General features: G+C 62.2%; 11 protein-coding genes and 3 tRNA genes. 7 read left to right on the top strand and 7 right to left on the bottom strand.

What is annotated here, in order from left to right:
* Positions 1–679 precede the first annotated feature (679 nt).
* The 6 genes from ACU8YE_RS02530 (at position 680) to ACU8YE_RS02505 (ending at position 6,636) form a co-directional block, all read left to right on the top strand.
* The gene (locus ACU8YE_RS02530) at positions 680–1,348 is read left to right on the top strand and encodes a LuxR C-terminal-related transcriptional regulator (RefSeq protein WP_009238433.1); all 669 of its coding nucleotides are present in this window, start codon (positions 680–682) and stop codon (positions 1,346–1,348) included.
* Positions 1,349–1,411: 63 nt separating this feature from the next.
* Entirely contained in the window at positions 1,412–2,278 is an 867-nt protein-coding gene (locus ACU8YE_RS02525) for a M90 family metallopeptidase (protein ID WP_446928035.1), read from the top strand.
* Positions 2,275–2,832: a hypothetical protein gene (locus ACU8YE_RS02520; protein WP_446928034.1), complete on the top strand. Its 558-nt coding sequence runs from the start codon at positions 2,275–2,277 to the stop codon at positions 2,830–2,832. Before ACU8YE_RS02525 ends, ACU8YE_RS02520 begins: the two co-directional genes overlap by 4 nt.
* Positions 2,833–3,035: 203 nt before the next feature.
* A complete protein-coding gene (locus ACU8YE_RS02515; protein ID WP_004626237.1) occupies positions 3,036–3,296 on the top strand; it encodes a type B 50S ribosomal protein L31 in 261 nt (86 codons plus the stop codon).
* Positions 3,297–3,481: 185 nt separating this feature from the next.
* Complete coding sequence (locus ACU8YE_RS02510) at positions 3,482–5,272, top strand: ArnT family glycosyltransferase (protein WP_260802666.1); 1,791 nt, start codon at positions 3,482–3,484, stop codon at positions 5,270–5,272.
* 17 nt (positions 5,273–5,289) lie between these two features.
* The gene (locus ACU8YE_RS02505; protein ID WP_446928033.1) at positions 5,290–6,636 is read left to right on the top strand and encodes an MATE family efflux transporter; all 1,347 of its coding nucleotides are present in this window, start codon (positions 5,290–5,292) and stop codon (positions 6,634–6,636) included.
* Positions 6,637–6,740: 104 nt separating this feature from the next.
* Here the strand turns inward: ACU8YE_RS02505 and ACU8YE_RS02500 are convergent.
* From ACU8YE_RS02500 to gltX, 4 genes are all read right to left on the bottom strand, one after another.
* A tRNA-Asp gene (locus tag ACU8YE_RS02500) sits at positions 6,741–6,817 on the bottom strand.
* Between the two features lie 64 nt (positions 6,818–6,881).
* A tRNA-Glu gene (locus tag ACU8YE_RS02495) sits at positions 6,882–6,957 on the bottom strand.
* A gap of 118 nt (positions 6,958–7,075) precedes the next feature.
* A tRNA-Ala gene (locus ACU8YE_RS02490) sits at positions 7,076–7,151 on the bottom strand.
* A 126-nt stretch (positions 7,152–7,277) separates the two neighbouring features.
* Positions 7,278–8,675 carry a glutamate--tRNA ligase gene (gene gltX / locus ACU8YE_RS02485; protein WP_414560512.1) on the bottom strand — a complete coding sequence of 466 codons (1,398 nt, stop codon included), beginning with the start codon at positions 8,673–8,675 and terminating at the stop codon, positions 7,278–7,280.
* Between the two features lie 205 nt (positions 8,676–8,880).
* On the opposite strand from gltX, the gene ACU8YE_RS02480 reads away from it, so the two are divergent.
* Positions 8,881–9,837 carry a patatin-like phospholipase family protein gene (locus tag ACU8YE_RS02480; protein WP_440476113.1) on the top strand — a complete coding sequence of 319 codons (957 nt, stop codon included), beginning with the start codon at positions 8,881–8,883 and terminating at the stop codon, positions 9,835–9,837.
* A 75-nt stretch (positions 9,838–9,912) separates the two neighbouring features.
* Here the strand turns inward: ACU8YE_RS02480 and ACU8YE_RS02475 are convergent, their stop codons facing one another.
* The 3 genes from ACU8YE_RS02475 to ACU8YE_RS02465 form a co-directional block, all read right to left on the bottom strand.
* Positions 9,913–10,560, bottom strand: a complete 648-nt coding sequence (locus ACU8YE_RS02475; protein ID WP_027677664.1) for a C40 family peptidase — start codon at positions 10,558–10,560, stop codon at positions 9,913–9,915.
* A gap of 241 nt (positions 10,561–10,801) precedes the next feature.
* Complete coding sequence (locus ACU8YE_RS02470; RefSeq protein WP_322016511.1) at positions 10,802–12,457, bottom strand: ABC transporter ATP-binding protein; 1,656 nt, start codon at positions 12,455–12,457, stop codon at positions 10,802–10,804.
* Positions 12,454–13,578, bottom strand: a complete 1,125-nt coding sequence (locus ACU8YE_RS02465; RefSeq protein WP_232042480.1) for an ABC transporter permease — start codon at positions 13,576–13,578, stop codon at positions 12,454–12,456. The genes ACU8YE_RS02470 and ACU8YE_RS02465 overlap by 4 nt, the downstream gene beginning before the upstream one ends.
* Positions 13,579–13,592 lie beyond the last annotated feature (14 nt).

The raw sequence follows: 13,592 nt of genomic DNA, 5'->3' as shown, positions 1-13,592 counted from the left end.
TTAAGCCACGCATGCGACGTACTCAGTTCGCCGTCCGTGAGTGCGGACACGACAGAACCGGTGGATGGATCGAATGCGCGGGTGGGAATGAGACCGAATGCGAGTCGCGCCGGCAACGTATCGGCGAGAACGCTTCGAAGGGCGATCAGCGGTGTAACTGGACGCCGCGCGACGAAATCGCCGTCTACTGCAAGCGCAGGCACCATGACGATCATGGCCGTGCGATTTGCGACCACTCCGGTCTTCTCGACCGTCCACCCGAACGGCAAACGTCGAGCACAGCGCTGCGCGATTGTCGGCATGGCTCGCTCCTCCCCGACGGGATATAGAGCGACATCCATGCCATGATGGCTAACGCCTTGTTTTAACGGGATATTTTCCACACGGAGAACCGCGCGACCCTGCATGGCATGCGCTTTTTGTGTCGCGACTGAAACAGCCGTCGCCACAAAATCCGCGGTTATCGGGCGCAGGTGCTGCGGTGGTCGAATTGCGCGCCCTGGCAAACGCTGGGCTACAGTACCCAGGACGCCGCAAGGAGGGTCCCGAGGCATGGCCGTGGCGGCTGTCATTTTTGACTTCCGCCACTAAAATGATTCGGAACGGGGGTCTGCTCCGGCCTGTATCTCGCCTGGGCGACAAGGATGTTCGCAAGATCGGTAACAGGTCGAGAACAACGATGAACACTGTTTTGATCGAAGCCCATCCGTTGGTGCGTACAGGCATTGCGCACCTGCTACGGACGCTCAAGGGCGTCACTGGCGTCACGGTTGTCGAACCGGACGAAGGGATGTTCGACGCCATCGAAACCAATGCCGACGCCGGACTCCTTGTGATCGGCCTGCCGTTGCCACATCTCGACGAGTTGTCGGCCATCGGCGAAATCATGCATCGGCCGCACGCGCGCCACGTGGTCGTGCTGGCCGAATCCGAATCGCCCGACATCATCCGTACGCTCATGCAGATGGGATTGTCAGGCTACACGCTCAAGCATTCGCCGGGCGAAGTCATCGCGGCTTCGCTGGAGCTCGTTCTGGTGGGTGGTCAGTACATTCCGGCCAGCGCGCTGCTGCCGGAATCACGCCTGGACGGCGCACCCAACCCGGCGCTTGCAGGCGACCCGCAGACCGATCCGAAGCTGCTCGGAATCACGCCGCGGCAGTACGAGATTCTGGTGCTGCTCTCGCGCGGGCATCCGGTCAAGACCATCAGCCGCATGCTGAACATCTCCGAGGCGACAGCCAAGGCGCATATCAGCACGCTGTATCGGCGCCTGAAAGTCCGCAGCCGCACCGAGGCCGTGTACGTCGCCAATCAGCGCGGTGCACGACTCCTCTCAGTCGCCTGATTCCCCGACAAGGGCGCTAGCGCGCGTCGCAAAGCTGCAGGCGCCGGCCGATATACTGGACGCATGCTTTCGTCTGTCCTCCGGTGGTTCTCCGGCCGCGCACGCACGCGGCGGCTGAACCGTTACGCCATCTCCGACGCGCTGTGGTTACGTGCGCTCGATAGCCTGCCCTTCCTGGTCGACTGGTCTGACGCAGACCTCGCACGCCTGCGTGAAAAGGCCACGCTCTTCATCGCCGAAAAGGAATTCACCACCGCGCACGATTTGCCGCTCACCGACGACATGGTGATCAGCGTAGCCGTGCAGGCCAGCGTGCCGATCCTGGAGTTGGGCATGTCGTGGTATGCCGGATGGCACGGGGTGGTCATCTACCCCGGAGAGTTCGTCATCCGCAAGGAGGTCATGGATGAAGACGGCGTCGTACACAACGTGCGCGAAGAAGCCGCCGGCGAGGCATGGGAGCACGGCCCGGTCATCCTCTCGTGGCAGGACATTGAACTTGGGGGCGCACTGGCCGCGCCAGGCGCGCAGCCATACAACGTGGTCGTGCACGAGTTTGCACACAAGCTCGACATGCTCAACGGCGAATCGGACGGCGTCCCGGCGTTTTCATCGCGGCTGCATGCCGATGTTGACCGCGAGCAATGGGCCGATGAACTCTATGCCGAGTACGACGCCTTCGCCAATCGTTGCGACCAGATTCCCGAGCGCCGGTGGGGCGACGACCCGATCCTTTCATTGCTCGACCCCTATGGCGCACAGCATCCGGCCGAGTTCTTTGCGGTAGCGTCGGAAGTGTTCTTCGTTGAACCGGTGGCTTTGTTTGAGACGCTTCCATCGTTGTACGTGCTCCTGCAAGCCTTCTACCTGCAAGATCCGGCACGGCGCGTGCTGCATTCTGAACAACGCCCGGAGGGTTTCCTGCCATGACGATTCGCCAAGCGCTTCGCACAACGCTGCTCGGTTGTTGTCTCGCTGCCGGCACAGCGTGGGCACAGCCAGCCGTGCCCGTAATCCTCAGCGTCACCGCCCAATTCGATGGGCAATCAGAAACCAAACGCGTCACGCTTTCGGCCGACACATCCACCACGGGCGAGCACATCGCACTGCTCGAACGTACCCACACGTACGACGTGGGCGGCTCGATGCCCAGGAAAGAATGGGAGGCGCGCTTCGCCGCCGGCCTGCCCGATGACACAATCCCGCTCGGCTGCGACACCACTACCTGCCAATTCATGCGCCACCGCTGGGCCAAGACCGGCGTGGACGTCACCCTGCGGCCGATGGGAGCGTCGGGCGAGTTCCAGACGCTGTCCATCGGTGTAACGCTGCATCGGTTCCAGCCGTCGCCCGACACCGAGGCCCCTGCACACGTCGACACCTGGGCGCGCAACTTCGACACCTCGTTGCGCATCGGCGACACCAGGACCATGGATCTGGACGGCCACGGCGTGCTCACCATCGAGCGTCTGGCCAAACCTTGATCGAAATAGGCTCCTAAAGTCACTTTCCGATGCGCCGGCACGACGGATTTTGCGGCTGGCGCGTTGCTCAAGCCTTTGTTTGTCTGGCATAATCCTCGTTTCTCCACCCGGCAAGTGATTCGAGGGCTGGTCGCACGGTGGCTCCTACCATGTGAGCACCTGAAGCGCGCCGCGAATTGGCTACCTCTACCCCAGGGCCCATCATGAAAGAAGGCATTCACCCGAATTACCGCGAAGTCGTGTTCCAGGACATGTCCAGCGACTTCAAGTTCATCACCCGCTCGACCATCCAGACCAAGGAAATGATCACGCTGGACGGCAAGGAATATCCGCTGGCAAAGATCGAAGTCTCGTCCGAATCGCACCCGTTCTACACGGGCCAGCAAAAGGTTCTGGACACGGCAGGCCGCGTCGAAAAGTTCCGCAACAAGTTCGGCAGCAAGATCGGCAAGGCTGCCAAGTAATACCGGCGCCGGAGACGGCTCAGCGCATGACCCGCTCAGTGCAGACCGTCTTAGTGGTCAGAAAAAGGCAGCTCCGGCTGCCTTTTTTGTTTTTCGGCACATGTTAGGCCGTTGATTCGGCCCCTCTCTTTACGATCAGCACGTCGCTGTGCAACCCCGGCCGGGCTCGCCCGGTCTGACACTCGATGAACACCACCCGCGTCTCGCGCATCCGCCTGACTGCCGCCGCCACCCGTGAGTTGCCGCGTTGGCTGCTGCTCGCCATCTGCGTGATCTACGGCCTGTCGGGCCTGTTTTCGCGCGACCCGTGGAAGAACGAAGACGCCGCCGGCTTCGGCGCGATGTGGACGCTGGCCACCGGCAACGCGCAAGACTGGCTGATGCCGAACATCGTCGGGCGCCCTGTCGTGCAATCGGGGCCGCTGGTGTTCTGGATCGGCGGGGCGTTCATTCGCCTCTTCGGACAATGGCTCGGCCCCGCGGATGCGTCGCGCCTGGCGACCGCCCTCTTCTTCTTCGTCACCAGCGCGTGCATCTGGTATGGCGCCTATCTGCTGGGTCGTCGCGCGGAAGTCCAACCGTTTGAATTCGTCTTTGGTGGCCAGCCCAACACGCGCGACTACGGCCGTACGCTGGCAGATGGCGCACTACTGATCTTCCTCGCCTGCGTAGGCCTCGCGCAGCGCGGTCACGAAACGACACCGCTGGTTGGGGCGCTCTGCTTCGTGGCGGTCGCGGTGTATGGCTTGATCCGAGCGCTGGACAAGCCGGTGCACGGCAGTCTCATCTACGGCATCGGCATCGGTTGCCTGTCGCTGGCGGGCGGCCCAATCCTGCCCCTGACAATCACGGTGGCCGTATTGATCGCCGCGCATGCCACGCGCGTGCTGCCGCTGCGCGCACTGCTCACAGTGGCACTGCCCGTGTCGCTCGTACTGGGATGCTCGTGGCCGGCGATGGCGTACTTGCTGGCAAATAATCCGACTGACGCCGTGACCTACGTTCGCGAATGGGCACGCTTCGATCGCCACCAATACGCTGGCCCGACGGCGCATTCGCTCGGCTTTGTCGCGCGCAACCTGCCATTGTTCGCCTGGCCGGTCTGGCCGCTGGCCGCATGGGCGTGGAAGAGCTGGGGCGGCATGCGCACCGCTCCGCATATCACGTTGCCCTTGGCCGTCCTGCTGCCGCAGTTGGTGCTGCTGCTCATGCAGCCCCACCCGGGCGACGACGGCTTCCTGCTGCTGATTCCACCGATGGCGGTGATGGCCACGTTCGCGCTGCCGACACTCAAGCGTGGCGCCATCAGCGCAATCGACTGGTTTGCGCTGCTGGCCTTCACCATTCTGGGTGGCACCCTCTGGCTGCTGTGGATCGCCAAGATGACGGGCTTTCCGCCTCAGCTTGCGCGCAACGTGTACCGCATCGTGCCGGGCTATCGCCCCGAGTTCAGCTGGACCGCACTGGTCTGCGCACTGCTCGTGACCGCGGCGTGGGTGCTGATCGTCGTCTGGCGTACATCACGCGCACCAAAGGCCATCTGGCGCGCAGTGGTGATCTCGGCCGCCGGCACCACGCTAATGTGGGTGCTGATGATGACGCTGTGGCTACCCACCATCAATTACGCCAAGACATATCGCGATGTCGCGCAGTCGGCCGCCCTCGCACTGCCGCGCACCTACACGTGCGTGCAGCCGATCCGTATGGGCGATGCGCAGCTCGCCTCATTTGCGTACTTCGGCCACATCCGTTTTGGCAGCGCCGAAGACAACTGCGACATCCTGCTGCGTCATGATCCGTACGACTACGGCGCACCGACGAGCGTCTCCAACTACGAGTGGCGCCTGATCTGGGAAGGCCGCCGCCCAGCCGATCGCGATGAGCACTTCCGCATGTACCGCCTGACTGAGGCCGCGGCCGCCAAACATCCGCCGCCCACCCCGGCAACCACACGCCGACGCAAGCTGCGCCAGTAAGGTTTCCGTAGCCCCTCATGTTTGTCGCCGACGTCCGCCGCATTACCGAACTGGCTTGGCCGGTACTGATCGGCCAGTTGGCTGTCATCGCCTTCGGCGTACTGGACACGGCGATGGCTGGCCGCGCCTCTGCAGCAGACCTCGCGGCCATCGGCCTCGGCGGTTCGATCTACGTGACGGTGTACATCAGCCTGATGGGCGTGCTGCAAGCGCTCTCGCCCATCGCAGGACAACTCTACGGCGCGCAAAGGCACAGCGAGATCGGCGAAGAAGTGCGCCAGGCCGCCTGGCTCGGACTGGTGCTCGCCGCGATCGGTATGCTGATCCTCTGGTTCCCCGCCCCACTACTGCACCTGGCGGACGCCACGCCAGAACTCACTGAGAAAGCCACCGCCTATTTGCGGTATGAAGCGCTCGCGTTGCCTGCGGCACTCGGCTTCCGGATCTACTCTGCGTTGAACAACGCGCTGTCGCGCCCGGTGATGGTGACGGTACTGCAGCTCGCAGGCCTCGCCATCAAGTTTCCTCTCAACGCACTATTTCTGTACGGCGGCATGGGCTTCCCGGCGATGGGCGGCCCAGGCTGCGCACTTGCCTCGATGATCATCAGTTGGCTATGGTTCGTCGCAGCGGTCATCATCCTGATGCGCAATCCGGCATATAAGCCGTTCGCGATTTTCACGCACTACTCGCCCCCTAACCGCGCGCGGCTGTGGGCGCTGGTACGCCTGGGCGTGCCAATGGGTTTCACCTACCTGATCGAGATCACGTCGTTCACGTTGATGGCGATCTTCATCGCGCGCCTTGGCACGGTGGTCCTGGCCGGGCATCAGATTGCCGCCAATCTTGGAGCGGTTGCGTATATGGTGCCCCTGTCGCTATCGATCGCGACGTCCACGCTGGCCGCGCAATCAATTGGGGCCCGCGATCGCGTAGCAGCACGGCGCATCTCACTGAATGGCATCAAGCTGGCGGTGATGTGTGCGGTCATCGTTGGCGCGGCCGTGCTGTTCTTGCGGCGGGAGCTGGTCAGCCTATACACGCACGATGCCGCCGTCCTGGCGATTGCGGTGCCGCTGCTGCCTTTCATCGCCTTCTATCAGATGTTCGATGCGCTCCAGGTCATGACGGCGTTCATTCTGCGCGCATACAAAATCGCGCTCATCCCGACTGTGATCTATGCGCTATCGCTGTGGGGCGTAGGGCTTGGCGGCGGTTATGTGCTTGGATTTGGGCTGTTGGGGGACATTGCTGCGGCACTGCGCGGCGCAGCCGGTTTCTGGGCCGCCAATGGGCTCAGTTTGCTGGTGGCTGGCGCGCTGCTGGTCAGCTATTTCAATCGCGTGAGCCGCGCTGCCAATTAAAGCGAGCCATTCACACTCACTTTAAAGCAGCATCAATCTTGATTAGCGTGGCTTGAATTGAAAGCGCAAAAGAAAAAACCCGCTGCAAGCAGCGGGTTTTGATTTGGCGGAGCGGACGGGACTCGAACCCGCGACCCCCGGCGTGACAGGCCGGTATTCTAACCGACTGAACTACCGCTCCGTGTCGGTTGCAAAATCAGCTAGAGACTGATTTTGCTAATGAGCTTCTGGTTAAGCTCTTGTTTTGGCGTCCCCTAGGGGATTCGAACCCCTGTACTCACCGTGAAAGGGTGATGTCCTAGGCCTCTAGACGAAGGGGACAGAAACTGTTTTGCAACGCTTTCTGTCTTACGCTGCGAAGTCCGCTACTATAACGAACTTTTTTGCGTTTTGGAAGCCTCTTTTCAAATTATTTTTTGAATCGAATCTTCCGGCATTTTGGTGGAGCTAAGCGGGATCGAACCGCTGACCTCTTGCATGCCATGCAAGCGCTCTCCCAGCTGAGCTATAGCCCCGAGGTACTGCCTTTTACTGCTTGCTTCTTACTGCATTTCGCTTCGTGTTGCAGCGAAAACAAGAGTATAGGGGAAGTATTTAGCGCTTGGCAATACCCTTTCGCAAAATTTTTTGCGTCGTGCTCGTCACGCCGCCAGACGACGCAGAACAACGTCGCGGCCGAACAGTTCCAGCACGGCATCAATCGACGGCGTTTGCAGTTGCCCGGCCACCAGCAAGCGCACCGGCATCGCCAGCTTCGGCATCTTCCAGCCGTGTGCGGCGAGCACTTCCTTGAAGGCTGCACCAATCGCTTCGCGCTTCCACTCAGGCAGCGCGCCGAGCTTCTCAGCCAGCTCTGCGATGCCAGGGCGTACGTCCTCGGTGAGGTGCAGCGCGGCCAGCTCCGGTTCGACAGCCAGATCGGAGCGATAGAACAGCAGCGCCGTCTGGGCGACTTCACGCAGCGTGTTGGCACGGTCCTTCACGAGAGCGATCACGTCAGCCAGGACGGGGCCACCATCCACCTTGCCACCCAGCTCTTCGATGAACGGCTTCACCAGATCAGCCAGGCGCGCATTGTCGGCCTGCTTGATATAGTGGTTGTTCAGCCAGGCGAGCTTCTCAGGGTTGTATTGCGCGGGCGACTTGCCCAGGTGCTCGAGATCGAACCATTCGATGAACTGCTCGCGCGAGAAGATCTCGGCATCGCCGTGCGCCCAGCCGAGGCGGGCAAGGTAGTTGACGATGGCCTCGGGCAGATAGCCCGCATCACGGTAGCCCGTGACGGCCATGGCACCGTGCCGCTTGCTCATCTTCTCGCCCTGCTCGTTGAGCACGGTCGGCAAGTGGGCGTAGACCGGCGGCGTGCCACCAAGCGCGCGCAGGATGTTGATCTGGCGGGGCGTGTTGTTGACGTGGTCGTCTCCGCGGATCACATGCGTGATCTGCATATCCATGTCGTCAACGACCACGCAGAAGTTGTACGTCGGCGTGCCGTCCGGGCGCGCGATCACGAGATCATCGAGCTCGTCGTTGGAGATTTCGATGCGGCCCTTCACCGCATCGTCCCAAACGACGCTACCGCCGATGGGATTCTTGAAACGGATCACAGGCTGCACGCCGGCCGGCGGCGTGGGCAAGACCTTGCCGGGCATGGGGCGCCAGGTGCCGTCGTAGCGGGGCTTCTCGCCGCGCTCGCGTTGCGCTTCGCGCAGGGCGTCAAGCTCTTCGGTGCTCATGTAGCACGGGTAAGCCAGTTCCTGCTGCACCATCTGCGCGACCACGGCGCGGTAACGGTCCATGCGCTGCATCTGGTAGAACGGGCCTTCATCGATGTCCATGTCCAGCCATGCCATCGCCTCCAGGATCACGTCGACGGCTTCCTGGCTGGAACGCTCCACATCGGTGTCTTCGATGCGCAGGATGAAGTCTCCCTTCATCTTGCGCGCGAAAGCCCACGGATAGAGTGCCGAGCGGATGTTGCCGAGATGGATGAAGCCGGTGGGGCTTGGGGCGAAACGAGTGCGGACGCGCTGTGTCATAGGAATGGCTGAACGAATAAGGCCGCATGGTCGGACCGCGAGCGCGGATCCTGAGCGGCCTCTATCAAAACCGAAATTATAGCAACCGTGCCACGCATATCCGGCCGACCTGTCGCTGAACTTTGGCACAATGGCGGCCGGCCGCAGTGCGCTCGGTTACGACTGAACATCACTGCGCGGCATATCAAACCGCCCCAACCTCCTCATGCAACGCCGCCTCTTCCTGGGCGCCGCCGGCGCCGCCGTCCTCTCCGCCTGCACCGTGACGGGTTTCTCATCCGGCAAAACCGAGACACCTGCCACTCCCGCCACGGCCGTGCTGCCGCCTACGGCGCAGCCGGCCACACAGCCCGTGCGAATCGGATTGGCTCTAGGCGGCGGTGCCGCGCGCGGTTTTGCGCACATCGGGGTCATCAAGATGCTGGAAGCCCAGGGCGTTCAGATCGACTTCATCACCGGCACAAGTGCGGGTAGCGTGGTAGCGGCGATCTACGCGTCCGGCATGTCAGGGCTGGAAATGAACCGCATGGCGCTCAAGATGGACGAAGCCATGATCGCCGACTGGGCTCTGCCGTTCGGCACGCGCTTCGGCGGCTGGCTCAAGGGCGAGGCGCTGGAGAAGTACATCAACCGGCTGGTCAAGCAGAAGACCATCGAGCAGATGCATATTCCGCTGGGCATCGTGGCGACGGACCTGGCGAGCGGCAAGCCGATCCTGTTCCGGCGCGGCAATACCGGTCAGGCGGTGCGTGCGTCGTGCAGCATCCCAGGCGTGTTCCAGCCGGTAACGATCAGCGGCCGCCAATACGTCGACGGGGGACTGGTGGCGCCCGTGCCCGTGACGTACGTCAAGCAGATGGGCGCAACGTTCGTGATTGCGGTGAATATCTCGGCAGACCCGTCCAACCAGGCGGTATCGGGGCAAGCGAGCATGCTGCTGCAGACGACGGCCATCATGGGTCAGAGCATCAACAAGACCGAGCTGGCTCAGGCGGACGTGGTGATCACACCATCGCTGCCGTTTGTTAAGGGCAGCGACTTCACCGCGCGCAACGAGGCGATTCTGGCAGGCGAGCAGGCCGCCCAGGCCGCCATGCCGCTGCTGCGGGAGAAGCTGCATCTGACGCAGACCATCGTCGGCACCCCGCTGCCACCCCGCTGATGCCCCTTCAGCAGGCAACAAAAAAGACCGCCGCGGCGGTCTTTTTTCTATTGTGTGATAGCGAGTCCGAGCGAATCAACCGCCGTACATTGCGAGTGGCTTGCCGGCGGCGTTCGGATCGACGCGCTTGAGTTGCTCGACGAAGTTATCGGCGCCGTCCTTGATGGCCGCACCGGAGTTGCCTTCGATGCGGCGGGCGCCGTTGTAGCGCGTCACCCAGTACGAGGCGGTCATGTCATCCACGCGAATCTTGCTGCCCGTGGACGGTGCGTGCACAAACTTGTTGTCGCCAATATAGATACCGACGTGCGAGAAGGTGTGGCGCATGGTGTTGAAGAACACCAAGTCGCCGGGACGCAGTTCAGCTGTGTCCACGCTGGTGCCGACGCGGCTCATTTCCACAGCGCGACGCGGCAGCAGGAAACCAAAGGTGTCGTTGAAGACGTAGCGGACGAATCCGCTGCAGTCGAGGCCCGATTCCGGCGTGTTGCCACCGAAGCGGTAACGCAGGCCGATCATGCCCAGCGCGTTCATGACCACGTCACCCGTCTTGCTCATCACGTTGGAGATGAGGCCCGGTTTGGCTTCAGGCTTGACGTCGGCGCGGACTTCCGTGTCCTTGAAGACCGTATCAGCGTGCACTGCATTCGACACGATCACGCCGCAGCCGATCACAACCCCTACCGCCAGGCGCGCCATGGAATGAAGTACGAAATGCTGCATTGGTTCTCCCTCGGAAACTCGTAATGATGCGGCGAACATATGCCCCCGCAAATGAGACCAGTCCGAATCTTGTTAAAACAATCTCGCAGGATGATAAAAGTGACACTTTGACTTGTCAAAGGTCGTTACAAATTCTTCGGAATCCACATGCAAATCAGGCACTTAGACATGACTTTGGATGCGCATTCTTACAAAAACCGCGCATCAAAACTGCACTGATTCGGGGCAAACGCGATGGGTTTTACGGGTTATCCCGCGCAGGGATGAGTGAGGCAGCCGCCATCAGCTTGCAGGTGTAGGGGTGCGAGGGGGACGCCAACACCGCTTCAGTGTCACCCTCTTCCACCACTTTTCCATCCTTCATCACCACCACGCGATGTGACATCGCGCGGATGACAGCAAGGTCGTGGCTGATGAATAGATACGACAGGTTGTACTTTTTCTGAAGGGCTGACAGCAGTGAAAGCACCTGCTGCTGGATCGACACATCGAGTGCTGAAGTCGGCTCATCGAGCACCAGCAGCTGCGGTTTGAGGATCAGGACACGGGCAATGGCGACGCGCTGGCGTTGCCCGCCCGAAAACTCATGTGGATAGCGGCCCAGCGCCGTGCGATCAAGCCCCACCTCGCGCAGGGCTTCGATCACGCGGTGACGTCGCTCCGTGGCGTTGATGTGCGGTTGGTGCAGCGCCAGCCCTTCGCCGACGATCTCCTCGATCGTCATGCGCGGCGACAGCGAGCCGTATGGGTCTTGAAATACCACCTGCATGCGCGCCCGCACTGCGCGGCGCTCGTCGCGCGAAATACGCAGCAGCGAATTGCCCAGGAAACGCAGGTCGCCGCTCTTTGCCGCCTGCAGACCCAGCAGCGTCTGTGCGAGCGTGGTCTTGCCGGAACCTGACTCGCCCACGATGCCAAGCGTCTCGCCTTCACGCAGTTGCAGCGACACGGAGTCGACCGCGGTGAACGGGTCGGTCCTGAACCAGCCGGCAAACCCGGGGCGATGGCGTTCGTAGGTGACCGTCAGCTTGTCGGCTTCGAGCAGCACGGGCGCAAGCGGCACCAGCGGCAGCACGTCGCGCTGCGGGCGGCTCTCAAGCAGGCGGATCGTGTACGGGTGCTTGGGCGCGGCAAACACGTCGGCCGTGTTGCCGGTTTCGACCAAGACGCCGCGCTCCATCACGCCAACGCGCTCGGCAAAGGCGCGCACCATGTTCAGGTCGTGCGTGATCAGCATGATGGCCATGCCGAACTCGGCCTGCAGCTCGCGCAGCAATTGCAGGATCTGCATGCGCACCGTCACGTCCAGCGCGGTGGTCGGCTCGTCGGCCAGCAGCAGCTTCGGCGAGCACGCCAGCGCCATGGCGATCATTGCGCGCTGGCGCTGACCACCCGACAGTTGGTGCGGGAAGGCGTCAAACCGGCGCGGCGCCTCGGCAATGCCGGTGCGTTCCAGCAGAGCAATCGCGCGCGCCTTGGCGGCGCGCTTGTCCAGACCCTCGTGCAATTCCAGTGTTTCGACGATCTGGTTGCCGATCGTGTACAGCGGATTGAGCGCCGTCATCGGCTCCTGGAACACCATGGCGACATCGGCGCCACGCAGACCGCGCATCTCACGCTCGCTGGCCGCCAGCAGGTCGCGGCCTTCGAGCAGGATGCGGCCGCTGTATTGCGCGTCGGCCAGCAATCGCATGATCGATAGCGCGGTCACGGACTTGCCGGAGCCCGATTCGCCCACCAGGGCGAAGCGCTCGCCGGCGTGCAAGTCGAGCGAGACGTGCTTGACGGCTTCCGTCACCTCGCCGTGTTCGGATTCGAAATGCACGCACAGATCGTCCAGGCGCAGCAGCGGGCCGTCGTATTTCGGCGTGGAGGCATGCAGATCAACGCGGGTCATTTCACCCCCGCCGGTTTCTGGCGCGTACGCAGTTGGGCGAACGACAGGCGCGTGTCGAAGGCATCGCGCAGCGCGTCGCCCATGAAGGTCAGCAGCACGAGGGTCAGCACGAGCACCACGAAAGTCGACAGCGAGATCCACCACGCATCCAGGTTGGCCTTGCCCTGTGCGAGAAGTTCACCCAGGCTGGGGGTGGATGGCGGCACGCCCAGGCCAAGAAAATCCAGGCTGGTGAGCGCAAGAATGGCCGCACTCATGCGGAACGGCAGGAAGGTGATCACGGGCGTCAGGCTGTTGGGCATGATGTGGCGCCACATGATCTGCCAACTGGACAGGCCCATCGCCCGCGCGGCCTTCACATAGTCGAGCGAGCGGTTGCGGTAGAACTCGGCGCGGACGTAATCCGACAGGCTCATCCACCCGAACAGCGACAGCAGAATGATCAGCAGCCCAAGGCTGGGGGTGAAGATCGACGCGAAGATGATCAGCAGGTACAACTCTGGCATCGAACTCCAGATTTCAATCAGCCGCTGCGACACCATGTCGAAGCGCCCGCCGAAGAAGCCCATCAGCGCGCCCGTCAGCGTGCCGACCAGCACGCCAAGCACCGTGAGCGCCAGCCCGAACAGCACCGAGACACGGAAGCCGTACAGCAGCCGCGCAAACACATCGCGACCACGGTCATCGGTACCGAGCCAGTTCTCAGCCGAGGGCGGCGCCGGGTTGGGCTCTTTCGAAAAATAGTTCAGCGTCTCGTACGAATACGGATTGGGCGGATAAATCGCAAAGCTTCCCGGCTCCTTGAACTTGTCTCGGATGAACGGATCGAGGTAATCCGTCGGGGTCGGGAAATCCCCGCCGAAGGTCGTCTCGGGGTAGGCCTTCACGATCGGGAAATACCAGTGGCCGTGGTACTTGACCACCAGCGGCCGGTCATTTGAGATGCATTCGGCGCCCAGACTGAGCACGAACAGCGCCACGAAGATGATCAGGCTCCAGTAACCGAGCCGATGCTGCTTGAAGCGGCGCCACGCCCGCTTGAGGGGCGACGGCGAATGCCGCACGGGATGCGGCGTTGCCGTATTGGATGGATGCGTGGAAGTGCGCGAATACTGGGTCATGGTTGCCGGCCCGC

The sequence above is a fragment of the Ralstonia sp. VS2407 genome, from assembly GCF_052950655.1.
This window is presented reverse-complemented; position numbering and strand designations above follow the sequence as displayed.

What these genes read in the sequence shown, in the direction of transcription:
- ACU8YE_RS02530 (WP_009238433.1), top strand. Translation starts at nt 680, where the DNA reads ATGAACACTGTTTTGATCGAAGCCCATCCGTTGGTGCGTACAGGCATT.
- ACU8YE_RS02525 (WP_446928035.1), top strand. Translation starts at nt 1,412, where the DNA reads ATGCTTTCGTCTGTCCTCCGGTGGTTCTCCGGCCGCGCACGCACGCGG.
- ACU8YE_RS02520 (WP_446928034.1), top strand. Translation starts at nt 2,275, where the DNA reads ATGACGATTCGCCAAGCGCTTCGCACAACGCTGCTCGGTTGTTGTCTC.
- ACU8YE_RS02515 (WP_004626237.1), top strand. Translation starts at nt 3,036, where the DNA reads ATGAAAGAAGGCATTCACCCGAATTACCGCGAAGTCGTGTTCCAGGAC.
- ACU8YE_RS02510 (WP_260802666.1), top strand. Translation starts at nt 3,482, where the DNA reads ATGAACACCACCCGCGTCTCGCGCATCCGCCTGACTGCCGCCGCCACC.
- ACU8YE_RS02505 (WP_446928033.1), top strand. Translation starts at nt 5,290, where the DNA reads ATGTTTGTCGCCGACGTCCGCCGCATTACCGAACTGGCTTGGCCGGTA.
- gltX (WP_414560512.1), bottom strand. Translation starts at nt 8,675, where the DNA reads ATGACACAGCGCGTCCGCACTCGTTTCGCCCCAAGCCCCACCGGCTTC.
- ACU8YE_RS02480 (WP_440476113.1), top strand. Translation starts at nt 8,881, where the DNA reads ATGCAACGCCGCCTCTTCCTGGGCGCCGCCGGCGCCGCCGTCCTCTCC.
- ACU8YE_RS02475 (WP_027677664.1), bottom strand. Translation starts at nt 10,560, where the DNA reads ATGCAGCATTTCGTACTTCATTCCATGGCGCGCCTGGCGGTAGGGGTT.
- ACU8YE_RS02470 (WP_322016511.1), bottom strand. Translation starts at nt 12,457, where the DNA reads ATGACCCGCGTTGATCTGCATGCCTCCACGCCGAAATACGACGGCCCG.
- ACU8YE_RS02465 (WP_232042480.1), bottom strand. Translation starts at nt 13,578, where the DNA reads ATGACCCAGTATTCGCGCACTTCCACGCATCCATCCAATACGGCAACG.